A 23,966-nucleotide genomic window follows, 5' to 3' on the forward strand; every position below is an offset into this window, starting at 1 on the left:
ATTTGTCCCCGAAAAATTTATTTTTTTGAAGTGTATGGTATGATATGAAGATTTTCGCTTCATGGAAACAACTGATGAATCATTGCTGAAATAAAAACTAAAACTATTATAAAAAGTATTTGAATAAATTTTCCTTCATTTAGAATTAGTTCAGGAAAATTTATCATATTATTCTTTTTTCTATTGATTTTAAAATATATAATACCTAGTTCTCCAACTAATAAGGTGATCAAAAAAAATATAAAAAGAGAGATTTTTTCCCCGTAATAATCTGGCTTTCCACTATTAAAGTGAAGAACGATTATGTCTGGTGCAATGATGTATATTGCAATCGTTATTACCAAGATTAACATATACAATAAGAAAACATATAATCTTAATTTTTTCATTCCAGTTCCACTTTACTAATATTAGTTTGATTGTAAAAACCCATTATCTGATTTTGATTTGAACCATTTAATTTTTTTACCAAATTCTGTGTCTGTTTCCTGTACCAAATCTAAATAATTTTGACTGATTACTTCTCTAAGTCTATCATTATTATATAAAAAGGCACAGTACATACAACTGTGAGGAAACTTATTATTACTTGTATGAGTAACATAGTAATGTAAAACTTCTTTAGCTGTTAGAGGCAGATTTTGAAAAGGTAATTCACTCAAATCAAACCATTTTAATAAACCCTCAGTTGAGGATAATTTATTGTTAAACTCTAGTCTGATTATATGTATCTACCATGTTAATATCGTTAACAAAGACGAGTACATCAATAATTGGTTTCGATGGCATACCTAGAATTGATGTTGAACCAAAATGATGACATTCTAATTCAATTCCGTTATAGATTCTTATAAGTTCTTCTTTAATTTCTTGATAATGCTCTAGCCATTTATTGTTATATGGTTCTAATTTCATTTCTCGCTTTATCATTTTCATACTCTCCTATCATTAATCTCTTTAACTTAGAAGTATTTAAAATAGTTTAACTGCCACTTTTGTGTTGACTGAGCTGTTTTATTCAGATTGGTACACCAAGGCGGATAGAAACGCATAGCCATCTTCCCCTTGCTATCATCTGTTGAAATTATATTCCGTTTTATAGCATCAAGTTTTGGAATAACAAACATACCTTGATTATGTTTGTCTTCGACGATAATAATTAATTCCTCACCCAGGTCATCCTCAGAAAAAGGGATATTCTTTCCCTTATTATTTTTTTGCCAAAATGCAGTAAAGTAACCATCTTTTTTTGGCGTTTTTTTAGCCAATCGACATCTTTTATACGCTTGTTTGTCTTTTGAAAGTAGAACGAAACCTTCATAATCTGTATTCCATTTATCTTTGACAATATCAAAATCTATATAAATATCTTTTAATTGTTTAATTGATTTCAATTCATTCTTCCCACTATTTTTTTAATTGTTCGATCGCACCATAATTCTTTTCTAAATCTCTTTTTTCAACGTAGATACTTAATTTATCAAATTCCTAAGTAAAACTAATACTTCTAGTTAATCCTGAAATAGCTAAAGAATAATGTATGGAATAATCCCTCAATAACTTCATCATCTAGTTTATTAAAATCGTTCCACCAAGTTACGTTACACTCTTTATGTCAAAAATTAGCAAAATATTCAGGATGCTTAGCCATGAATTTTTTTTCATCTTCATTTAAAGTGCTATACCTAAGCCATCCATTAAATACTGTAGTCGGTATATGATATTGAGCACCTAATTTTAACATATATGCAGATTGAGAGTAACCTGAAAGCTGAGTCACAGTCCATTTGTCATGTGACTGTACTTCTTTTAAAAATTTATCAGCTGATTTTAATTGAGTTGAACTTTGATGTGGTTGAGCAGATGAAACTGCTCCTATTAAATCTTTATAATTACTTGAATCCGTTGCAGCAGATATAACAGCTATAATATCCTATAAATAAATTACTAACCAATTTACTTATAGTATACTACAAAATCAACTCTACAAGTTAATGTTCTTATAATAAAACTCAACAAATACAACAATTTTACTTTTTAATAAAAATTACTATTTTTGTTTATCTGTAATATTACAATAAAAATAAAATAATAATATATTTAATACAAATTTTTTAAAATTTTATAAAAAGTACATTTATCATAAACTTGAATTTGGTCTACTTTTGGTCTACTTTTAATAATTTTGTTTAATATTAATTAAACTAAAAACAATGATAAACTCCCTAATAATAGTAAAACTCTTATTAATTTATTTACTTTTATTTTTCTTCATATTCTCGGTGGTGGCAAATTTAATATAAAAAAACCTTGGTATGACAAGGTTTTTTTGCATTTATTCTATATTTGTTCTAGTAAAGTCATTTTCAAAAACTAACTTTGAGTAAAAATTTATATTAATAATATAATAAAAAGCTCTATAGCCTCTTCAATGAAATAACCCACTAAAGTAGTTATAAAGCATTAAAAATACATAACATTGTTAATTAGTTTTATACTAAATAGTTAATTGTCCTTCTAAATATAACTTAGCTTGGCCTGTAATTTTAACCTTCTCCCCGTCTAATTCAACAATCATTATACCTTCTCTTTCGGATAATTGTTTGGACACTAGTTGTTTCTTACCTAGTTTCTTAATCCACAATGGTGCTAGACGTGTTTGGGCAGATCCTGTAACTGGATCTTCGCTTATTCCATAATTAGGTGCAAAATAACGTAATACGTAATCATTATCACTTTCATCACTTAGTGCGGTAGCTGTTACACCATGAGAAGCAAGTTTACTAATCCTTTCTAAGTCAATACATAGATTTTCTACAGCTTCTTGATTTTCCATTACCAAGATTAGATGCTCTTTATCATTAGTTTTATACGCTTCTAAAACTTTAATATCAAACAATTCATTTCTGAAGTAATCTTTACGTTATCAATTTTAACAGTTGAAAAATATATAGTCATTTCATTCTCATTGACAACAACTTCAAATAAGCCTGATTTTGAAGAAAAAGTAATATGCTTTAGATTACTCTCTAGAAAATGTGAGATAACAAAAGCACTTGCAAGAGTTGCATGTCCACAAAGGTATACTTCTTTTTGAGGTGTAAACCATCTTATATTATAATAATTTTTTTCTCTTACTATAAAGGCAGTTTCAGAGAGATTATTCTCTTTAGCGATTTTCTGCATTAACTTTTCTTCAAGTTCATTTTCCAAAACAACGACTCCAGCTGGGTTGCCAGAAAATGAGACATCAGTAAAAGCATTTACAACATAATAAGGTAACATTTCGATTTCCTATCTTTTTAAATAAAACATATAATGAGGTACACAATTATTTTTTTAAAAATCTCTGTTTAATGATAGACCCAGATTTTATTGCAATATTCATTTACAATCTGCATATTATTCCACATTCACCAACTATTTCTGAAGTTTTTTTATCAATAATTTTCCATAAACCAAACCCATAAGTTTGATAAGAATTAAAATTCTAGTTTAACCAACTCTGAAAATCTTGATCAGAATCAGAAAAAAATTTTAGACTAGTTCTAATATAACAGACATACAAAGAAATTTCTGTAATAATAGTTTAAAATTGATATCTAAATTAGTAAGTGAAATATCAACAACTAATAAAGTCTATTAGATCACTTTATTAGTTGTTATTGTTCGTGAGCCTTGAATAATTTTTTTATTACCTTTATAAAGTTCTACTATTGTCCAAAATAATATTAGCAGTATTAAGACAATAATAAAGTAGGCTATATGATCAGCAGTCTGAAGTTGATGCTTAGTTGGATTGTCTCCGTAGAATGCCTCAATTTGACTAGGTAGTCCTTTTATATTTAAATAAATTAATCCAGTTACAGAAATCCAACCTATTAGCTTTATCAACCAACTATTTTTAAAAACAGTCATCATTTCTACTTTGTTATTAGTGAAAATTAATAATGGTAACATTGAAAATGGTAATGCAAAAGCCAGAAATACTTGAGAATTATTCAACAAATTATTAATTGCAATGTGTTCTTCTACCGTTGATTTTCCGCTTGCCAAAATAACACATATAATTACTGGGATAACCGATATGAGGCGAGTCACTATTCGACGTAACCAAATAGGAATTTTCATATGTATAAAACCTTCCATGATAATCTGTCCTGTTAAAGTTCCTGTTATTGTCGAATTTTGACCAGATGCTAGCAATGCTATGGCAAATAATACCGATAGTATACTTGAACTAGCGATATGCGCTAAAACAGAATTACTCATCACTAAAGGATTAGATAGAGCCTCAAATAAGCCAAAAAATGATGGATCATTAACACTACCTGATTTAAAAACTGCAACCCCCATGATTAGTAATAAGGAATTTATAATAAAGGCCATAAACAATTGAATATTGGAGTCTAAAGTTGAAAAACGTATAGCCCTAGCAACATCATTCATATCTTCATGATTCACCTTTCTACTTTGAACTACAGATGAGTGCAAATAAAGATTATGTGGCATAACAGTTGCACCAATAATTCCTAAAGTACCTGATAGAGGAGTTTGACCATTTACCAAACGAGAAGTATCAAAAGCTTTTGCATTAGGAACTAATCCTTTTAAAACATCCCCCCAGACAGGATCAGATAACAATACTTGGTATGCAAATACAAAAAATATCACTAAAATCAATATTACTACTATCGCTTCAATTTTTCGAAAACCTATTTTAGTTAATAGTAATAATAATAAAACATCGAAAACAGTAATTAAAACTGCTATGCTCAAAGGAATGTGAAATAAGAGATAGAGAGCTATAGCTCCTCCAATAACTTCTGCTATATCAGTTGCTATGATAGCAAGTTCAGTTAGAATCCATAAAATAATTCCAAGTGGTTTACTTGTCCTTGCACGAATAGCCTGTGCTAAATCCATCTGAGTTACTACCCTAGCTTTGCAGACATATATTGCAGTAACATTGCTATTAAACTAGACATCAAGATAATAGACATCAATAAATAATGGAAATTTTGACCACCTGTGATAGAAGTTGACCAATTTCCAGGATCCATATATCCCACTGCTACTAAAGCACCTGGACCAGAATAAGCAAATAAAGTTCTTAAAAAGCTCATATTATTAGGAACAACTATTGTTCCGTTTATCTCTTCTAGAGAAGGACCATTCGCATACTCTATAAAACTATGTTTTTTTCATGAAATAACCTCTCTTATTTTTTATATTAAGCGTACTTAATATAAAGTATGTTTAATATTACTCCTTTTTCTAATTTATATCAAGCTTTTTAAATATTATTAATTATAAATGAATAACAGAATGATTAGAGTTAATGTTTCGAAGTTTATTTTTTTTTAAGTTTCTATAATAATTTTTTATACAATAATCAAAAATATGTTGACCATTCTACAAAAAATATTTTTCTTCTTAAATTTGTTCTTAAAAATCTAATTTTTAAAAATGAATCATAAAAATAATTATATTGTTATCCTCAGTGGTGACATCAGATAAAAACAGCCCCCTCATCTCTGAGGGGGCTGTTTAAGTTCCTTCTACTCCGTCCGTAGTGCTTCGACGGGGTCTTTTTTGGCGGCCATCCGCGATGGGAAGATGCCGGCTATGAGGGTTAAGATGGTGGAGATGAGGATGAGGATGATAGCTGCTTGCCATGGCAGTGCTGTGATTTTCGAAACACCGGTGAGGTGTTTAACAATCATGTTGATTGGAATATTGAGAAGCAGTGTCAGAGCTATTCCTAGGACTCCGGCAAAGATCCCTTCTATCACTGTCTCAGCGTTGAAGACATGAGAAACATCACGTTTTGAGGCACCCATTGCGCGGAGTATCCCAATTTCTTTGGTTCGTTCCAAGACTGAGATATAGGTAATAATCCCAATCATAATTGATGATACAACCAAGGAAATGGCTACAAAGGCTATTAAGACATATGTAATCATGGTTACAATTGAGGTAACACTAGACATGATTAAACCAACAGAATCCGTATAGTTCAAGACCTTGTCATAATCCTTGTCCTTTTTCACCTTACTATTGTAGGATTGAATCAAGTCCTTCAAATCATCCTTGGTCTTAAATGACTTGGGATAGAACTTAATGGTACTAGGTTTATCCAACTCGACATAGCCTAACTTACTCAGATTATCCTTGTAAGTTGCACTTGCATTTTCACTCATTCGATTCATGTAATCCGTCAATTCTTCTGGTGACATTTGTGACAATTGCAATTTTTCTTCGTCGGACAATTGCTCCGCTGAGAAAACTTGCTTTTTCGGATCGGTGATGAAAGCTTTCTTAGTAAAGACATTAGTGCCTTTTTGGGCCACCTGTTCCTGAATTATCTGACTCTGATTATTGTCATCTATAATCTCAGCCGTTAAGTCCTTTGTATAGCCAATCCCAGATTGATTGGCTATACCTTTAGCATCCGCTTTCGGCTTAATAATGCCGACAACTTTGATTGTTTGTGCTTTGGTAATCAAGTCTTTCATGGCAGTGGCATTATCTTTGATATCCACCCACTGGTCGTCTTTCTTCTGATAAAATGCACTAGGTAAGACTGCCTTAAATTCCAGTGCCATTAAATCATTGAAACTATATGTCTTTGAAGTTTTAGTTGATTTCTTAGCAGATGCTTTGGTGTCACCTGATTTTGCTTTACTCTCTTTTTCTTTGTTGACCAATTTGTCTAATTCTGCTTGGCTCTTTAGCCCTAAAGCATAAAGGGCAAAATCATTAAGTTGGTTGTCCTGGTCGACCATAATAACCACTTCGTTAGCACTCTTAGGCAGATGCCCTTTTAGGACCTGATACTGAGATTTGAGCAGATTTCGGTTGTCAATCATCTCTTTCCAGACATTTGTCGAAAAGAGGGAAGATTGGGCCATCGGCGACTGCTTGGCCATTGGACTTTGGCTCTGATCAAATAAAACATCTAAAGGACTTGGGCTAACGGCTTGCGCGCCATCAGTTGTGTCCGTTTTGTAGAGCTGAAGGGTGATTGGGTAAGCATACTGAATAGCATTAGTGTTCTTCTTATAATGAGACGGATGCTTTTCAATATAGGATTTAAAAGAAGTCAAATCGTTGTTTTGGACGTCCGATTTGAGCATCTCAGACAACTGATTGTCCTCATAAACTTTGGACAAATCCTTATTTTTCTTATTAGTTTGTTTATCCAGTAGCGCCGACAAGTTTGATGAAGTCTGAGTAATCTCCAAAGGATAAGAAGTCAGGATATCCTCTTGCATTTTACCTATATAATCCTGGACCCCATTGGAGAGCGACAAAATCAAGGCAATCCCAATTATCCCAATTGAGCCCGCAAAGGCCGTCAAAATTGTTCTTCCTTTCTTGGTCATTAAATTGTTCAAGGACAAGGATAATGCCGTCAAGAAAGACATCTTCGTTTTAGGAGCTTTAGCCGAATCGCCCTGCTGGTCAAGACTAGCATCATAGGGATTTGAATCAGATAGGATATGGCCATCTTTGACCTTGACGATACGAGTCGAGTATTTTTCAGCTAAGTCAGGATTATGGGTCACCATAATAACCAATCTATCCTGAGCAATGTCCTTAAGCAATTCCATAATCTGCACTGAAGTTTCAGAGTCAAGGGCGCCAGTTGGCTCATCGGCTAATAGAATTTCTGGATCATTAACTAAGGCTCTGGCGATAGCAATCCGTTGCATTTGACCACCAGACATTTGACTAGGACGTTTATCAACGTGGTCTTTTAAGCCAACCATTTCAAGAGCCTTTAAAGCCTTTTGGCGGCTTTCCTTTTTAGAAATCCCTGATAAGGTTAAGGCTAATTGAACATTGGAAAGAGCCGTTTGATGGGGAATTAAATTGTAGGATTGAAAGACAAAACCGACAGAGTGATTTCTGTAAGAATCCCAATTACGGTCTTTAAATTGCTTGGTTGACTTGCCATTAATTTGCAAGTCACCACTTGTGTATTGGTCTAAGCCACCAATAATATTTAGTAAGGTTGTTTTACCTGAGCCAGATTGGCCAAGGATTGAGACAAACTCATTTGAACGAAAGGATAGATTAATATCATCCAACGCCTTTTGAGTAAGACTGCCAGTTTGGTAGATTTTAGTGATGTGACTTAAAGTTAACAATGAATTTCCTCTTTATCTAATGAAAAAATAATCAGTTGAGTTCCCAATCAAGCTTTGGTCCTTTGGGAACAATCCCTGTAGGATTGATTGTTTTATGACTGCCATAATAGTGCTCTTTGATATGATCAAAATATACTGTTTCAGCAATTTTTGGCATGTTGTATATCGTTTTTGTGTAGTGCCACAAATTCTTATAGCTAGTAAGTGGCTGGTAGTTACATTTAAAATGACCATGATACACCGAATCAAAACGAACTAGTGTCGTAAAAAGACGAATATCTGCTTCTGTAAACGTATTTCCAATTAAGTAGTCTTGGCTTTCAAGTAACTCTTCTAACTGATCTAAAGCTTTAAAAAGATTAGCTACTTCTGTTTCATAAACAGCTTGTTCTGTCGCAAAGCCTGCTTTGTATACACCATTATTTATGTTGTTATAGACAAAGTCATTCATATCATCAATTTCAGAGGCTAGTTCATCTGGGTAATAATCAGTTGAATTGTCTTGGAAGGCTTCGAAGGCTGTATTAAGCATTCGGATAATTTCTGCTGATTCATTACTAACAATTGTTTCTTTCTGTTTATCCCATAGAACTGGCACCGTCACGCGTCCACTATATTCAGGATTGGCTTTTAAATATAATCCATACAAGAAGTTAAAACCATAGAGGTCATCTTTGACATCTGATTTAGATGAGTCAAAAGTCCAACCATTTTCAAGCATTAGAGGGTGAACCACCGATACAGTTATAACTCTTTCTAGACCTTTTAAGGCACGCATCATTAACGTTCGACAAGCCCAGGGGCAAGCATAGGATACATACAAATGGTAACGGTCGGCTTCTGCTTTAAAGCCCGCTTCTCCTGTTGGTCCAGCAGAACCATCTTTGGTTACCCAATTGCGAAACTGTGCTTGTGACCGCACAAATTTCCCTTTTGTTGATTTGGTATCATACCATTTGTCTTGCCATTTTCCATCGACTAATAACCCCATATATTTTCTCCTTCGAAATTCTAATAATTACCTTCATTTTAACATGGCAGTGATTGATTTTACCAATTTTCAGCATGAGTCTCAGGAGGAATGCTTTCAGCACGACCGTTAAGTGATAAATTGGCTATCAAAAAAATTCTGTAATCAGAATTCCTAATTATTCTGCCTTGCTATTTCTCAAAAATTAATGGGACACATTTAATAGCTATTTCAAAAAATGGCAAGGCCAGTCTGAATTATCGAACCAATAGCATTGCATATACTTTAAGACAAGATACAATTAATAACAAGAAGTACAAGTACTTCGCCTTTAAAAACGATGATACCCTGCTCTTAAGTGAGGATAGTTATCTCCTCCTTGACCCCAATAAAGCAATCGCCGATCAATTTGTCAAAGTTGATAGTAAACTCTATAATTCTATTGAAAAAAAATTAAATCCACATCTTGCTTTTGATCTGGATTATTTTATACCGAAATGAAAGTTATACCTAAAACCTGACAAATTTTCTCCAAATCAGAGCTCTTCACAACTATAGTTGAACACGGTGTCCCTGGCGCAAAGACCAACTTCTCATGTCCTAGTAATTCCTTGTCAAAAATTAAGGGTGTTTCTTCTTCATAGCCCAAAGGGCCAACAGCTCCCGCTTCTTGACCAGTCATAATCTCCATAACATCTGTTTTTTCAATCGACAATCTTAAGCCAGTGGCTTCTTTAAGAGCTTTGAAATCGACCTGTTTTTCCGGCAATGTCAAATAAACATAGTGCCTTTTCTTCTTATCTTTTAAGTAGAGTGACTTGGTTTCTGTTCCCCAAAAACCTTTTTCAGCTTTCATTGCTTCCGCCCCTTCATAAGTAAAAATGGGCTCATGGTCATACCACTCAAAATAAAAATCAACTTGGGTAAATACTTGTTTTAAATCTTTCACTTAGGTAACCTAATTTCGTTTCATCTTACCTCTATTTTACTACAGTTCTTTCAGGTAGTCTTTAGAAAAGCAAATTCTGTATTAAATGAGAAAAATTTAACCGTTTATATGTTTTCTATTGACATATTTGTCAAGCGTGCTATACTATTTTTGTAAAGGTAACTTTACAAATACCCTAAGGAGTAAACAGATGTTACAGATTAATCATTTATCCAAATCTTATGGAAAAAAAGAGATTCTTAAAGACATGTCTTTTGACATTGAAACTGGGAAAATCTGTGGTTTTGTAGGCAAAAATGGAGCAGGTAAAACAACCTTCTTTCATTCACTTTTGAATTTCGTCTCATATAAAGGTGATATTCACTTTAACAATAAACCCTTTACTCGAGGCAGTTATTCTAATGTTGGCTACCTGCCCGAAGAACGAAGCTTAATGCCCAAATTAACTGTTTATCAACAAGTCCATTATTTGGCCAGCCTTAAAGGGATGACTAGTAAAGAAATCAAAGAAAAATTACCTATTTGGTTGGATAAGTTAGAAGTCAAAGGGAAAGCTACCGACAAAATAAAAAGTTTATCAAAAGGGAATCAACAAAAAATCCAATTGATTATTACCTTAATTCATGAACCTGATTTAATTATTTTAGATGAACCTTTTTCTGGACTAGATCCAGTTAATACAGCCATTCTAAAAAAAGTTATCTTAGAAGAGAAAAAACGTGGTGCAACTATTATCTTCTCTGACCACGTTATGACAAATGTTGAAGAACTATGTGATCATTTGATTATGATAAATGATGGTCAAGTTGTCCTCAATGGTAGCATTCAAGAAATAAGAGATGCTTTTGGGAAAACGCGACTCTTCCTACCAGGTGATTTACCTGAAGAAAGATTGCAAACTTTGCCACATGTAACATCTTATAGCAAAAATAATTCAGGTAATTGGCGTCTCATTTTAGATGATGCATCTGCTGGTCCACAACTATTTGATTTAATTAGTGGTGGACGCTATTTATCAACATTTGATCAACAAGCCCCCTCTATTGATGAAATCTTTAAATTAAAATCAGGAGTTAAATCATGAAAGAATTATGGATTGTAACCAAGGAAACCTATCTCAGACAAGTTAAATCATGGACCTTTTTCTTCATGATTATTTCCCCTTTTATCTTTTTAGCTATCTCAACTGGAATTAGCTATATTTCAGGTAATTCTGCAGAAAAAGCGAATCAGATTGCTGTTGTCGTTCCTGCAAAAGATTATAAAACCGCTTTAATAAATTTAGATAATGTAACCTATAAGTACAACACAAAAGAGGCAGCAAAGAAAGCCTTGGACAAAGAAAAAGTCACTGGATACTTACTTATTGAAAACAAAGATAATCATATCGTCGGTACTTATAAAGGAAAAGATTCACTATCAATGCAAACAAAAGGGATGATAAATCAATCACTCTATCAACTACAAACACAATTAAGCATGATGACGGCAAATCTATCCCCAGATCAAATTAAAGCAATAAACCAAAAACCAGAATTAAAAGTTGTCTCAGAAAAGAAAAATGAAACAGCAACTGCTGCTAAATTTATTTCTTTCTACGGTTTGATTTTTATCATGTATATGATTATCATCATCTATGCTGCACAAACTGCTCAAGAGATAGCCTCTGAAAAAGGAACAAAAATTATGGAAGTCGTCTTCTCTAGTGTTCCTGCAGAGAAATACTTCTATGGACGGATTCTTGGTATCTTCGACGTCATTTTAACCCATGTCCTTATCTATATTGTTGGTGGTTACCTAACTTATGAAATCTTAAGTAAACTTGATGGTACAAAAGATATGGTTACATCCGTTAAACCACTCTTAAAACAAGTTTTCAAACATTTTGATATCACAATTTTAGGATTTGCAGTATTAGGGCTTCTCATCTTTGTAGTCCTAGCTGCCTTATGTGGCTCACTAGTTGCTCGAGCTGAGCAAGCTAATCAAGCCGCTCAACCCGCCATATACTTAGTAATGGTTGGATTCTTGGGTTCATTTGCCCTAGGACAAGCTGGTAGCGACTTACTAGCCTTGAAAATTGGTTCTTACATTCCTTTTCTCTCAACCTTCTTCATGCCCGTTCGTTTAATCAATGGCTATGCTAGCCAGATGGAAAGTTTTCTCTCATTAGCTATTTTAGCACTTGCTGCTTTTCTCCTAATTGTCTTTATTGGTAAATCCTATTCAGGACTAATCTTACAAACGGATGATATTGGATTCTTCAAGAGTCTTAAGAAAGGCTTAGCGCACAAATAAAAAAAGAGGGCAACCTCTTTTTTTCTATGCTTTATTCATTTGGCGTTTAATGACCATAAAAATAATCGGCAGAACTGAAACAAAAACAATAGCTAACATAATTAATTCAAAGTGTGCCTTAACAAATGGAATTGAACCGAAGAAGAAACCTGCTAAAATACCAATGATTACCCATGATAAGCCACCAATACAGTTAAAGATGAAAAATTTCTTAGTATCCATTTTTCCAATTCCGGAAATAAAGGGAATAAAGGTTCTGACAATCGGAACAAAACGCCCTAGAGAAATAGCAATATTCCCATACTTAAGGAAGAAATGCTCAGTCTCAGCAATATGACTATCCTTAATAAATTTCCCAAAGAAAGGAACTTTTCTCAAGGATAAACCATATTTTCGACCCAGACTATAATTGACAAAGTCTCCAAGAATAGCAGCCACAGCAAGAATAAAACTAAAAAGGATTGGATTATAAGCACTCTTTGCAATAAAAGCACCTGTCATAAACAAGAGGGAATCCCCTGGTAAGAATGGAAAGAAGACTAAGCCAGTTTCAACAAAGATAATCAGAAAGATAATTAAAAAAGCATATAGACCGTATTGAGTTAAAATCAAGTTAATAAAATTGGTAAACATAAAAATCCTTTAATTTTGAAATATAGTAACATTAATAAGCTTAGCGTAAAATCGAGAAAAAAGCTATCCTATTATTATTTAATCTAAGATACTGTAATAAACTTAAAGAAAGCTTATGCGAAGCTCAGTAAAAAAATCGTGATTAAAACAATACTGGACAAGATGGTCAGTGAATTCACGGTGGCTGGTACTGAACTTTTGATTCCTAATTCTTGTGCGTAGAGTGGGGTAACGACAGCAATTGGAGCTAGTAAGCAGATGGTCAACATCTGCTTGACAACCATATCCAACGGTAGCAATGTGACCAGTGCAACCATTAGCCCAGAGCCGAAAAGACGAAGACCAAGTAGTTGTCCCAATTCTTGAAGGGCTTGTCGGTTAAATTTGAGATCAACCATCACCCCTAAGACAAACATGGCTAAAAAGGGATTAGCATCTGCTCCGACCTTTGCAATAGTTAAGATTGGACCTGGTAAATGCCACTGTAAGATGGAGAGAACGAAGCAGATAAGATAGGTGACAAAAGGAACTGAATGCAAGAGTTTTTTCAAGAATGCACCAACTGTTAATTTTTCAGAACCAGGGCTAAAGAGACTAGCCACCGCATAATTGCCGCCAAAGACCATAATGGCATTTCCGGTATCAAAAAGTATGACATACATCAAATAAGAAACTGGAAAAAAACTTTGGACAAATGGGAACGCAAAGTTGCCAATGTTGAATCCCGACAATTGAATAACATTTTGGGTTTTGCTTAAAGGCTCAGCCTTCCGACCTCTTATATAACCTAATGCAAGCATCAGCCCATTAGCAAGCAAAGCTAGACCTAGCGGGATTAAGAGAAATCCTGACAGGGTAATGCTTTTTGCGGACAGTAATAATGCGCAAGGCAATGTCACTGTCATCACAATTTTGGACAGAGCATGCCCTTCTTGCAAGCTAATTAGTCCTCTTTTCTTAAAAAAATAACCTAAACAGACAACTAGCACAAAACTGCTAGCTTTAATTAATATGGTAAGCACGCGCAACTCCTTTACCTAAATAGTATATCACATTCTGAGCCCACAAAAATGACAGGCAGACTGGCCTGTCATTTAGTTTTTTATTATAAATTTTGTGAAAAACTTTCGGCAGCTAATTTACCTGAAGTTAATGCCCAAGCATTATTAGCTCCTGATGGCGAGTCTGTTCCCATAACACCGCCAACAACTTCACCGGCTGCATATAAGCCTTTGATTGTTTCCCCTTTAGTATTTTCAACTGCAAGATTTTTGTTAACCACGAGTCCACCCATAGTTGTTGCAAAACGTGGACGTTGCTCGATCATGTAATATGGTCCAGCACCAACTTTTTCTTGTAAGAAACGATTTTCTCTGTTAAAGTCGCTATCTGTACCAGTTTCAACAAAGCTGTTATAACGTTCTACAGTTTCAGCAAGTGCTTCTTTGTCCATGCCTGCGCGCTCTGCTAATTCTTCCAAAGTGTCAGCATGGAAAAGGTAAGGCGTTTTTTGGCCATTAGCATCTAACCATGATGTCACTTCTGCTTCGGAAATTCCGCCTTCGGCAATTTCTTTTCGGAAGATATCAAAATGTCTTTGGTCTAAGAGTAGGTATAGCAGTTTAGCTTTTTGTTCCATCAACACCTCAAGTATGTCATGGTTACTTGCTCGTTCATTTACGACACGTTTGCCATCTGTTGACACCAAGAGGCCATTTTGTTTGAGGACTGCTAGGTTACCACCAATTGTTGATTTAGCATAGCCAGGTGCAACTTCGACACCATTTGGATAGATTTTACCAAACTCCATTAAACGACTTGCGGCATCAATTTCAGGAACTTGAGCCATTAAGAGACCTTCACCCATTGATGAGCTTGTCCCGTAGAACAAGACATCTTTAAGGTCTTCTGATAAGAGGGCTTTGTTATTACCATAACCACCTGTGGTAAGAATAACAGCTTTACTTGCAATACGGTGCGTTTTACCTGTTTCTTCAACAGCAACTAATCCGGTCACATTACCTTGTCCATCATGTAAAAGTTTTTCAGCTTTTGTTTGAAGGAGTAGGTTAACATTTGATGCTGCCATTTTTTCACGGACTGTATCAGCAAAGCCATGTCCACCATGGGCATAAGCTAATTCCCGATCTTTTCTGTATTCCGCGAGGACGTGTAAGCCTTTATCATATTGGACACCAATATATTGATTTACCCAATCTGTTGCTTGACCAACATTCTCAGTCAAAAGTTCAAGCAATTCGGGAACATTTTTATGGTTTCCATTTTCCATAAAGTCTTCATACATGATTTGCGCATTATCATCAATAACGCCTTCTTGGATTTGTAATTGCGATCCCATGACAACTTGGTTTCCCCCAGAAACAGAGATTGCCCCACCAATAAAGCTGAGTTTCTCAATTAAGGTGACACTTAAACCAAGTTGATCGGCACGAAGGGCAGCAGCAATTCCGGCTGCTCCACCACCTACAACGACAAGATCAACCGACTCATCGACTACTTCTGTTGAACGATGAACAGTTGGTTTTGGACGAGCTTTCAATACATCAACGGCATCTTGACCACTGGCTTGCATTACAGCTTCGGAAACGCCATCAATGACACCTTGGCTGGTTGATGAAGCTCCAGAAACGGCATCAACATTTAAAGTTTGGAAATCAATGATTTGTTTTGGCATTTTTTCAAAAACTAAATCAGAAAGACCAGCTGATTCACCAGCACTGTCGATTTTGATTTCAGTTATAGATTCGTCATTGAAGGTTACAACCATTGGTAATTCACTATTATGTCCATGAGCCATCACACGATATGTGCCAGCTTTGTACTCCAGTGGTTTATTCATCAATGTTTTTAGACGTTCTGCTTTCTCAGTTTCAGCAACTGTATCTTTAACTAAGAAGAATGTTTCATCCATAAATTTCCATAAAGGTGTCGGAATGATTAACTTTTCACGGTCATGGATATCAGCAAAAGTAGGAATTACTTTGTCAGCCATGATTGCTGCAGCCCAGTCTGTTTCAACTAAGAAACCTTTTGCTACTGCTAATAAATCATAACCAGCTTCCAAAGCTTTTTCAGCATCTGCTTTCTGCATGATACCTCCAACTCCCATAACTGGTACTTGTGCAAGTTTTTCTGAACGTTGAGCAGTATACTTATTAATAGTGGGTTCTAAATCATTTGTATTAATGATAGAACTTCTTAAGTAAGCCCCCATTGAAAAATGAACATAATCAAGTCCAACTTCAGCTAAGCTATTTAAGAGGAACATACTATCTTCAAAATGAATCCCTGGTTCTTCTAATTCTTCTGGCGAGAAACGGTAACCAATGATAAAGTTTTGCGCATTCTCTTCTTGTTTAACTGATTGAGCTGCTTTTAGGACTTCTAATGGGAACTTAGCACGTTTCTCTATACTACCACCCCAAGCATCTTGTCTTCTATTTGAATGAGGAGAAAAGAATTGTTGTAAAAGATATGTATTTGCACCATGCAATTCAACACCATCAAATCCAGCTTGAATCGCGCGACGGACACCGTTGGCAAAAGCTTCGACCATTTCTAAGATTTCTTGGTGCGTCATTTCAGTTGGTACCGGTGCGTTTGGTCTTAGTGCTGCTACTGCAGAAGCTGAAATTGGGGTTGCCCCACCATTCATTTCAGGCCATGCCATACGACCAGCATGATAAATTTGGATCAAGGCTTTTGATCCTTTATTTTTTATGGCTTGCGCCAATCGGCTAAGCCCTTGAATTTTATCATCGTGGTCAATCCCAAGTGCGCCAAAGAAACCACGTCCTTTATCTTCCACAAAAGCACTTTCGACAATAATTGTACCAGCTGTTCCAGATCGTTCAGCATAATACTTAATCAACTCTTCTGTAATACTACCATCAAAATAAGCTGATTGTGTCGTCATGGGAGCCATAACAAGACGATTTTTAAGTTCTTGACCTGAGGTCAAGCTGATATTATCTATTAAAGTTTTTGTCATATTTTATCCTTTTCTAATTCAGTTTAAAAGTTGTCAGAATATCTCTTAATAAGCTTACAGGAACCTGTCCTGGGGCAGAAGCTTGCCCAGCTGAACCAAAGGTTGCTGCAGAGCCAAATACTTCTCCACTGACCCGACTAACCATACCTAGACTACCCATAGACATCGTAATTAATGGACATGCAACTTGATCATCAGCAATTGCAGTTGCTTGTAACAAGGTCAAAACATCGTCTTTAGATTGTGGCATAACGGCAATCTTACAAATATCAGCACCCTTAGCCTCCATCATTTTGAGACGGTCAACTATTGTTTCTTGAGCTGGTGTTTTATCAAAATCATGATTACACATAATGACTTTAATCCCTTTTTGATGAGCCTTATTAACAATTATTTTGACAATATTTTCTGGCATAAAGAGTTCCACATCAAGTAAATCCAATTTCCCTTCTTCAATTAAAGATAGATAAAGATTTCCATATTCTTGGTCTGAAAGAGCACAGACACCACCCTCACGTTCTGATCTAAATGTAACTAACAAAGGTTTTTTGAGGATATCTTTTACTTTATATGATAAAGTAGCAACTGCTTTAGCATCCTTTACTTCCTTATAATGGTCAATACGCCATTCTACAAAATCACAATCAATTTTGCTAATATTGTTTGCCGCATCTAAGATATCTTGACTATTTGTACCCACAATTGGCACAATAATTTTAGGCTGTCCTTGACCAATCTCAACTTGATCGACCATTACTGTTTTTTTCATAAATATTACCCTCACTTTTATTCAAATAAACCCCTATTAAAATGTGATACTTTTCACTAAAAGTATATCATGGGCAAAGATAGAAAACTAATGATTCTTTTTTATCTGATTAATAGACAAAATCTATTAATTGAACAGAAAAAGGAAACTTGATATTTCCTTTTTCTTTGTAAATTTTAAAAATGGAGAACACCAAAGATAATTGCTGTTATAATTACAATGATATTTGTCACAGACATAATGATTACCCCGCGTTTTGTGAATGATGTTGGCTCAATTTCACAAAGTGTTGCACCTACATAGGTAGCTGAATTCATTGGTGTTACAGATGTAGCAAGTGCTAAATTACATACAAATGGGGCAATGACCATTATTGGTGATAATCCAAATGTTGCTCCAATTGTGATAAATAATGGATAAAAGGCATTATATAACTGATAAGGTACAAAATATATAATTGGTACACAGAAGGCTAGGAATATAATATGGATGTAACGCATTAAGAATACAGGGAATATACCTTTGAGTAACTGTGCAAGTGAAGCAACCATTGATAATTTACTTCCGTCTTCTGGTGCTGCGTTGAAAATTGCTAGATAGAAACAAATTGCTAGAAGCATCAAGACAACGTTAAAAAATGTAATACCAGCTTTATTCCAAATAGCTCCAAAATCTTTTGGATAGTTAACCATGGCTGTAATAATTGATGCAGCAACAAATACGAGATAAGATGGAATCTTGAAATATGCCAATGCAACAATTACAGCAAGAAATACGAATAGGTTAAACCAGAATAGTTTTGGTCTGGCATTAGGTTTTTCTTCTAATTTTTCGACTTCAGCTTCAACTGTATCTTTAGATAGTCCTAATGTACCATGTTCTTTTTTATGTTTATAGGCAAAATAGACATACTGAAGTATTATTGCAGGAATAAAGCAAAGTCCCCAGGGCATCGCTGCAACTGCCAGCGTTTCCGCATCAGTTCCGGCCATTGTTGCAGACATGATTAATCCGATTCCCCAAGGTAACCAACACATGGCGCCTATGGCAGTTTGACAAATAATGAAGGCAAAATCACGATCCAATTTAAACTTCTTGTAAAGCGGAATCATGATTGGAAAAACGATTAGATAGGTTGTTGACATGTTGGCTGTGAGGTAAGCTATTGCTCCTAAAATCGTGGTTAAAATCATAACTCCGATGACATTGAGCTTATCTCCAACTTTTTTCATGACGGCGTTTACTATGGTATCAAACATTCCTGTTTCAGTTACCATAGTAAAATAGATCAAACCAAACAAGAGCATATATCCAGTTTGAGACATCACGAGATTAATTTGATTAATAATAAATGTGCTTGTTTCCATAACATTGTAACCCATTAAAAAACTAAATATAACGGGTACAACAAACATGATAAAGTTTAAAGGAACTTTATTCCACAGGATAAAAGCGACAACGATGACAAGCATCAATAGTGCAAGTACAGCTGGACTCATAGTATTATCTCCTCAATTTTTTAAATTGTTCAAAAGACCAAATTCTCTTTTATAGGACCATGCCATCATATCATGGACAAAGTCGGTATATGGGTGTGGGGCTGCAGTAAAACAGTGTCCGAGTCGCGGTGCCAAGAAGAACTCACATGGAACACCGGCGCGTAGAAGTCTCTGAGTATAGTTCCAAGCACTGTCTCGTAAGGTATCATATTCACCAGCAATAATCATTGTCGGACCAAGTCCTCCTATATCATGGCAAAGGCCTGGGAAAGCATAATATGATGGTTGTTGACCATTATAGCCTCCTAGATAGGTTGCTTCTGCACCTAAAGCTTTCTTATCTGGTCCCATTTTTAGTTGAATTAGTTGTTGGAATGAGTATAACTCTTCAATAGCTGTATCAAAGGTTGGACAATTGAGAACTGTTAATTTAGGCATTGGTTCATTACGATCTCTTAGATAAAGGGCTAAACCTTCTGCAAGATTTCCTCCCGCACTTGACCCATGGATACCCATTAAATCTGGATTTCCACCCAACTCCTCAGCATGGTCATGTAAATACATGTAGGCTGCATGACAATCTTCAAGTGGCATTGGAAAATGATAACCTTTTTTTCCACCTGATAGACGATATTCAACTGCAGCTACAATTGCTGGAACACGTTGTGCTAATGCTAGACATCGCGCATTATCAAGGGCAACTGTACCAGCAACAAAACCTCCTCCATGAATATCCAATATAATTGGTGAATGCTTAGGTAAATCTTTTGCTTTAAAAAGTCGTAATTGGAGTTCTTGATCCTTATCTGGACCTGGAATCATGATATCTTCCATAGTCATATCTTCTGGAAGCTGAAAATCCATCATAGCTTTTCCTTGTGCTTCTTTTCTTGCTTTAGTTTCAGAACTTTCGTCACTCAAATAGCTAAAAAGATGATTTTCATATCCGGGGAATGGTTTTAATTCCATAATTAAATTACCTTTCATTTCTAATCTTGTTAATAGTTTAACATGATTTGATAACTTTTTCACAAAGATTTTCCATAAAATTTAGAAAGCGAATTCATAATTTATTTCTATAGATAAATATATTTGGAAAACAAAAAAGACTCCTCATGTTAGTACTTCATACTTACATGAATGAGTCTTTCTAAATACTATTTAGTTTTTTTCATTAAATAATAAATCACGGATATATTCTACAGGCATTTCTTCTCCCGTGAATAATTTGAATGCTTCTGCACCTTGATACAACATCATGCCAAGTCCATTTATTGCTTTTTTAGCACCGTTTTCTTTAGCGAATTTCAATAATTTTGTTTCTGCAGGGCTATAAACAACATCAAAAACTACAAGGTCTGGACGAATAACTTCTGGATCATTGATAAGGCTATGATCTTCCAGAGGCTTCATTCCGACACCTGTGGCATCAATATAAATTGATGATTCAGCAATTGATTTTTTGAAGGCCTCTTGGTCTGCTAAATCACAGACACTTGCTTTAGTATTTGTGCGATCATTAATTTTTTCAACTGTTTTTTCAGCATTTGCGTAACTTGGATCTTTTTGGTTGAAGATACGAACTTCTTTTGCGCCATCTAAGCCGAGTTGAACGGCTATGGCAGTTCCTGCTCCGCCAGCTCCAGCTAATGTGATAATTTGATTTTTAATATCCACACCTTCTTCAGCCAATGCACGAACTGCACCTGTTCCATCAGTAACGTGACCAACTAAGTGTCCTTTGCCATCTTTATTGACAACGGTATTAACTGCTCCAACTAATTCTGCTGCTGGTGAAATTTCATCAAGATAAGGAATGATTGCTTGTTTGTTTGGCATTGATACATTTGATCCACGAATGCCTAGAGCACGTATACCTTGTACAGCATCAGCTAATTCTTCATTACCAACTTCAAAAGCCAGGTAAGCATAATCTAAGCCTAATTTCGCAAAAGCTTCATTATGCATTTTTGGAGATAGGCTGTGACGAATTGGTGTAGCTATAAGTGAAATTAATAAAGTGTGACCTGATAAACGTTCTGACATAAGAATTACCTCTCTTTTAATGAATATCTATTATGTTAGTCTCAGAATGAAAGACTTTTTGATAACGAAACGAAACGATAGTTAAAACAATTGACCCTAATAGTGCTAATACAGCAACTAGAACAAAGACTAACTCAATACTCTTCTCAGCCACGACCCCTGTTAAAAATGGTGCTCCCATAACAGAAAGTGAAGTTGCTAAAGAATAATAACTAGTCACTAAACCTCTCCTCTGTGGGAAGAAGTCCAAAAGTGTGGCAAGCCCCAATTGCCAGATACCTCCTGCAGCGAAAACTCCGATTACCACAGTAGCTATTACTACTGTAACCAATTTGGGATGAATAACCATTCCCGTAATTGCGAGTGCTGTGATCGTTGTACAGAAAATCATGAAGTTGACAACATTAAGTCCACGTTTAACAACTGCTGATGTGATAAATACTGAAGTAAATGAGCAAATACTATAGAGACTGACAAACATTAAACTATCTGTTTTAGCAATTCCGACAACAGTTTCAGCAAAAGTAGGAATCCAGATAATAAAAATATTGAAGAGTGACACGGAAACCAGTGAAAAAATTAATAGACATACCCCTTCAATGGCAAAATTTGATTGTACCCATAACAATTTTGTGTCTTCTGATAGTTGTTCTTCAGATAATTTTTCACTATTCCCAAAAAGTTTAGGAAATGGAAGTTTAGCAAGGAAGAAAATATTTACTATCAAGAAAACTGCGGATGCAATAAAAGTCCAACCAAAATAGAGATGATTTCTAAAAATATAACTGGTAACTAATGGTAAGATAAACTGACCAACTGAAATAAATGCTTTATTTAAAACGCTTAGGGCACTATTGTTATTGTGATCCTCAAAAGCTTCAACAACAACTGGATAGGTTGATGTATCTAGAAATGAGTTTCCAATACCTGCAAAGATAGCAAAAATAAAGGCCAAAATATAAGAGTTTGAAAATGTTAAACCTAAGTAAAAAATTATATAGGATAAAACACCAAGAATAACAGTTTTTCTTCGACCTAAGTAATCAGATAAGAAACCTGCTAAATTGACACTTAGAACTCGGCCAAAACCAATAGCACTAATCACTAATGTTATTTGACTAAGTGAAGCTTGCCATCTACCCTCTAAAACAGTCATATTTTGTGAAATGATAATAGCCGCTATACCTTGAAAAATATAGTTTATATAAAGTGCACCAATAGTCGGTACATACTTATTTTTCATCGGGGGTTAATCTCCTTTATTGCTATAATGCAGTTAAAATGAAAGATTTCTCTTTCATTCTACTGTCTAATTTTTTATTTTTTTGAGTTTGAAAAGACTGATACTCCAAAAATATGGCTGTAACGTTTTCCAGCAAAGAACATAAGTGCTGCTGAAGCAAAACCACAAACTGATACAAAGAGCATAATGAGATCAGCTCTGTTAGCAGCAATTAATTTTGAAGCTAACATTGGAACAATGTATGAACCTAATGCCATAACAAAATAGTAAATACTTGTGTTACGACCTTTATTTTTATCAAAGAATTGGTTTAATACAGCGTTACCCATTTGGAGAAGACCACCAGCTGCGAAGAAACCAATGACGATGCCGGCAATTGTTAAAGTTGTTGCTGTTGGTACAAAGTAAACGAGTAATCCTGCAAGACCTGCAAAGATAGGACTAATAACAAGCAAGGCAATGTCACGAATACCACGCGCCATCATAATTGAGAAAACAATTGTTGCAATCAAACCACCTAATTGGTAGTAAGAAGTAACGGATGCTGCGCTTGTTTCGGACATATGAATGACATTTTGTGCATATAATTTAGAAGCTTGTTGGAATAAGTAGAATGTAGAATAGATTGTGAAGGCAAAGGCTGAAAGGATAACACCGTCAACTGCAAAGTTTGCTGTACGACGAACTGTGACAGTCTTTTCTTCAGTTGTAGTTGGCACAACACTTTGACGTGATTCTAAGATTTTAATTGCTTCACGCGCTGAAACCTTTTCTTCTTTACGAATATCATTATCTGGGAAACGAGCGATTAAAACACCTGCTAAAACAATAATACTGAGAATGAAGGGAACCATAATCCCAATTTCAATTGCCATTTTATGACTAACTAAGAATGCTACTAAAAGTGGGTATAACATTGATGAAATTGAAATGAAAGCTTTACTGAAAATTGAAGCTGTTGATTTATTTTCAGGGTACATTTCGAACAAAGCTGGATTAATCGCACCATCATAGAGTGATGTCATTGCTCCACCGATAAAGGCTAAGATATTGGCCATCCAGAGGTTGTTAGCAACCAAGAAGGAACCAAACATGATCACAAAGCCGATAAGACCAATAACGATAAGCGGTTTACGACCTACTTTATCTGATAGAGAACCAGAGAAAGTTAAAAAGGAAATTTTTCCTAAACCAGTCCATGCGATAACCGCAAAGACAGCTGCTGCTTCAACGCCCCATTTGTTGGCGAAGAAATCTGCATTTTGCGAAATAATAATAGCTTGAATCCCATGACAAAAGTAAGTCATCCATAAAAGGATTGCTGTAAAGTTGTATTTGTTGTTTTTAAACATCTTTTCTCCCTTGCTAGCCTGACAAAGCTGGCTAATCCT

At 35.0% G+C, this 23,966-nt stretch carries 16 protein-coding genes and 3 pseudogenes; 2 read left to right on the forward strand and 17 right to left on the reverse strand.

The genetic code is table 11. The features are described from left to right. Window positions 1-59 precede the first annotated feature (59 nt). The 8 genes and pseudogenes from SPB_RS05225 to SPB_RS05265 form a co-directional block, all read right to left on the reverse strand. The gene (locus SPB_RS05225; protein ID WP_037621172.1) at window positions 60-389 is read right to left on the reverse strand and encodes a DUF1648 domain-containing protein; all 330 of its coding nucleotides are present in this window, start codon (window positions 387-389) and stop codon (window positions 60-62) included. Between the two features lie 325 nt (window positions 390-714). After that, window positions 715-930, reverse strand: a pseudogene (locus SPB_RS05230) (GrpB family protein); the annotation flags it as partial. 32 nt (window positions 931-962) lie between these two features. After that, window positions 963-1,394, reverse strand: coding sequence for a MepB family protein (locus SPB_RS05235; RefSeq protein ID WP_003105263.1), 432 nt, complete (start codon window positions 1,392-1,394; stop codon window positions 963-965). 1,103 nt (window positions 1,395-2,497) lie between these two features. Next, a pseudogene (locus SPB_RS11650) lies at window positions 2,498-3,285 on the reverse strand (PhzF family phenazine biosynthesis protein). A gap of 357 nt (window positions 3,286-3,642) precedes the next feature. Further along, window positions 3,643-5,126: pseudogene (locus tag SPB_RS05250) on the reverse strand (Nramp family divalent metal transporter). 435 nt (window positions 5,127-5,561) lie between these two features. Continuing rightward, the gene (locus tag SPB_RS05255) at window positions 5,562-8,156 is read right to left on the reverse strand and encodes an ABC transporter ATP-binding protein/permease (protein WP_003105489.1); all 2,595 of its coding nucleotides are present in this window, start codon (window positions 8,154-8,156) and stop codon (window positions 5,562-5,564) included. Window positions 8,157-8,187: 31 nt separating this feature from the next. Further along, complete coding sequence (locus SPB_RS05260; protein WP_003105816.1) at window positions 8,188-9,147, reverse strand: glutathione S-transferase family protein; 960 nt, start codon at window positions 9,145-9,147, stop codon at window positions 8,188-8,190. A gap of 466 nt (window positions 9,148-9,613) precedes the next feature. Then, window positions 9,614-10,075 (reverse strand): YbaK/EbsC family protein, encoded by a 462-nt coding sequence (locus SPB_RS05265; RefSeq protein ID WP_003104800.1) that lies wholly within the window; start codon window positions 10,073-10,075, stop codon window positions 9,614-9,616. 190 nt (window positions 10,076-10,265) lie between these two features. Here SPB_RS05265 and SPB_RS05270 point away from each other — a divergent pair, with 190 nt between their 5' ends. After that, window positions 10,266-11,159 carry an ABC transporter ATP-binding protein gene (locus SPB_RS05270; RefSeq protein ID WP_003103981.1) on the forward strand — a complete coding sequence of 298 codons (894 nt, stop codon included), beginning with the start codon at window positions 10,266-10,268 and terminating at the stop codon, window positions 11,157-11,159. Then, a complete protein-coding gene (locus SPB_RS05275; protein WP_003103077.1) occupies window positions 11,156-12,373 on the forward strand; it encodes an ABC transporter permease in 1,218 nt (405 codons plus the stop codon). Before SPB_RS05270 ends, SPB_RS05275 begins: the two co-directional genes overlap by 4 nt. A gap of 24 nt (window positions 12,374-12,397) precedes the next feature. Here SPB_RS05275 and SPB_RS05280 read toward each other — a convergent pair whose 3' ends face one another. The 9 genes from SPB_RS05280 to SPB_RS05320 all read right to left on the reverse strand — a co-directional run bounded on the left by SPB_RS05280 (window position 12,398) and on the right by SPB_RS05320 (window position 23,927). Further along, a complete protein-coding gene (locus SPB_RS05280) occupies window positions 12,398-13,006 on the reverse strand; it encodes a VTT domain-containing protein (protein WP_003105544.1) in 609 nt (202 codons plus the stop codon). Between the two features lie 113 nt (window positions 13,007-13,119). Further along, a complete protein-coding gene (locus tag SPB_RS05285; RefSeq protein WP_003102486.1) occupies window positions 13,120-14,028 on the reverse strand; it encodes an AEC family transporter in 909 nt (302 codons plus the stop codon). Window positions 14,029-14,111: 83 nt separating this feature from the next. After that, window positions 14,112-17,018 (reverse strand): NADH-dependent flavin oxidoreductase, encoded by a 2,907-nt coding sequence (locus SPB_RS05290; RefSeq protein ID WP_003103439.1) that lies wholly within the window; start codon window positions 17,016-17,018, stop codon window positions 14,112-14,114. Between the two features lie 13 nt (window positions 17,019-17,031). Then, complete coding sequence (gene aroD, locus SPB_RS05295; RefSeq protein ID WP_003104738.1) at window positions 17,032-17,787, reverse strand: type I 3-dehydroquinate dehydratase; 756 nt, start codon at window positions 17,785-17,787, stop codon at window positions 17,032-17,034. Between the two features lie 176 nt (window positions 17,788-17,963). Then, entirely contained in the window at window positions 17,964-19,286 is a 1,323-nt protein-coding gene (locus SPB_RS05300) for an SLC13 family permease (protein ID WP_003102778.1), read from the reverse strand. A 12-nt stretch (window positions 19,287-19,298) separates the two neighbouring features. Further along, complete coding sequence (locus SPB_RS05305) at window positions 19,299-20,273, reverse strand: alpha/beta hydrolase (protein WP_307877779.1); 975 nt, start codon at window positions 20,271-20,273, stop codon at window positions 19,299-19,301. Between the two features lie 174 nt (window positions 20,274-20,447). After that, window positions 20,448-21,332, reverse strand: coding sequence for a shikimate dehydrogenase (locus SPB_RS05310; protein WP_003104997.1), 885 nt, complete (start codon window positions 21,330-21,332; stop codon window positions 20,448-20,450). A 16-nt stretch (window positions 21,333-21,348) separates the two neighbouring features. Continuing rightward, window positions 21,349-22,575 carry an MFS transporter gene (locus tag SPB_RS05315; RefSeq protein WP_003105797.1) on the reverse strand — a complete coding sequence of 409 codons (1,227 nt, stop codon included), beginning with the start codon at window positions 22,573-22,575 and terminating at the stop codon, window positions 21,349-21,351. 74 nt (window positions 22,576-22,649) lie between these two features. Beyond that, a complete protein-coding gene (locus SPB_RS05320; RefSeq protein ID WP_003104018.1) occupies window positions 22,650-23,927 on the reverse strand; it encodes an MFS transporter in 1,278 nt (425 codons plus the stop codon). Window positions 23,928-23,966 lie beyond the last annotated feature (39 nt).

Origin of the sequence: Streptococcus parauberis NCFD 2020 (genome assembly GCF_000187935.1) — a bacterium.
In the GTDB taxonomy this organism is placed as follows: domain Bacteria; phylum Bacillota; class Bacilli; order Lactobacillales; family Streptococcaceae; genus Streptococcus; species Streptococcus parauberis.

What these genes read in the sequence shown, in the direction of transcription:
- SPB_RS05225 (WP_037621172.1), bottom strand. Translation starts at nt 389, where the DNA reads ATGAAAAAATTAAGATTATATGTTTTCTTATTGTATATGTTAATCTTG.
- SPB_RS05260 (WP_003105816.1), bottom strand. Translation starts at nt 9,147, where the DNA reads ATGGGGTTATTAGTCGATGGAAAATGGCAAGACAAATGGTATGATACC.
- SPB_RS05270 (WP_003103981.1), top strand. Translation starts at nt 10,266, where the DNA reads ATGTTACAGATTAATCATTTATCCAAATCTTATGGAAAAAAAGAGATT.
- SPB_RS05275 (WP_003103077.1), top strand. Translation starts at nt 11,156, where the DNA reads ATGAAAGAATTATGGATTGTAACCAAGGAAACCTATCTCAGACAAGTT.
- SPB_RS05280 (WP_003105544.1), bottom strand. Translation starts at nt 13,006, where the DNA reads ATGTTTACCAATTTTATTAACTTGATTTTAACTCAATACGGTCTATAT.
- SPB_RS05290 (WP_003103439.1), bottom strand. Translation starts at nt 17,018, where the DNA reads ATGACAAAAACTTTAATAGATAATATCAGCTTGACCTCAGGTCAAGAA.
- aroD (WP_003104738.1), bottom strand. Translation starts at nt 17,787, where the DNA reads ATGAAAAAAACAGTAATGGTCGATCAAGTTGAGATTGGTCAAGGACAG.
- SPB_RS05300 (WP_003102778.1), bottom strand. Translation starts at nt 19,286, where the DNA reads ATGAGTCCAGCTGTACTTGCACTATTGATGCTTGTCATCGTTGTCGCT.
- SPB_RS05305 (WP_307877779.1), bottom strand. Translation starts at nt 20,273, where the DNA reads ATGAAAGGTAATTTAATTATGGAATTAAAACCATTCCCCGGATATGAA.
- SPB_RS05310 (WP_003104997.1), bottom strand. Translation starts at nt 21,332, where the DNA reads ATGTCAGAACGTTTATCAGGTCACACTTTATTAATTTCACTTATAGCT.
- SPB_RS05315 (WP_003105797.1), bottom strand. Translation starts at nt 22,575, where the DNA reads ATGAAAAATAAGTATGTACCGACTATTGGTGCACTTTATATAAACTAT.
- SPB_RS05320 (WP_003104018.1), bottom strand. Translation starts at nt 23,927, where the DNA reads ATGTTTAAAAACAACAAATACAACTTTACAGCAATCCTTTTATGGATG.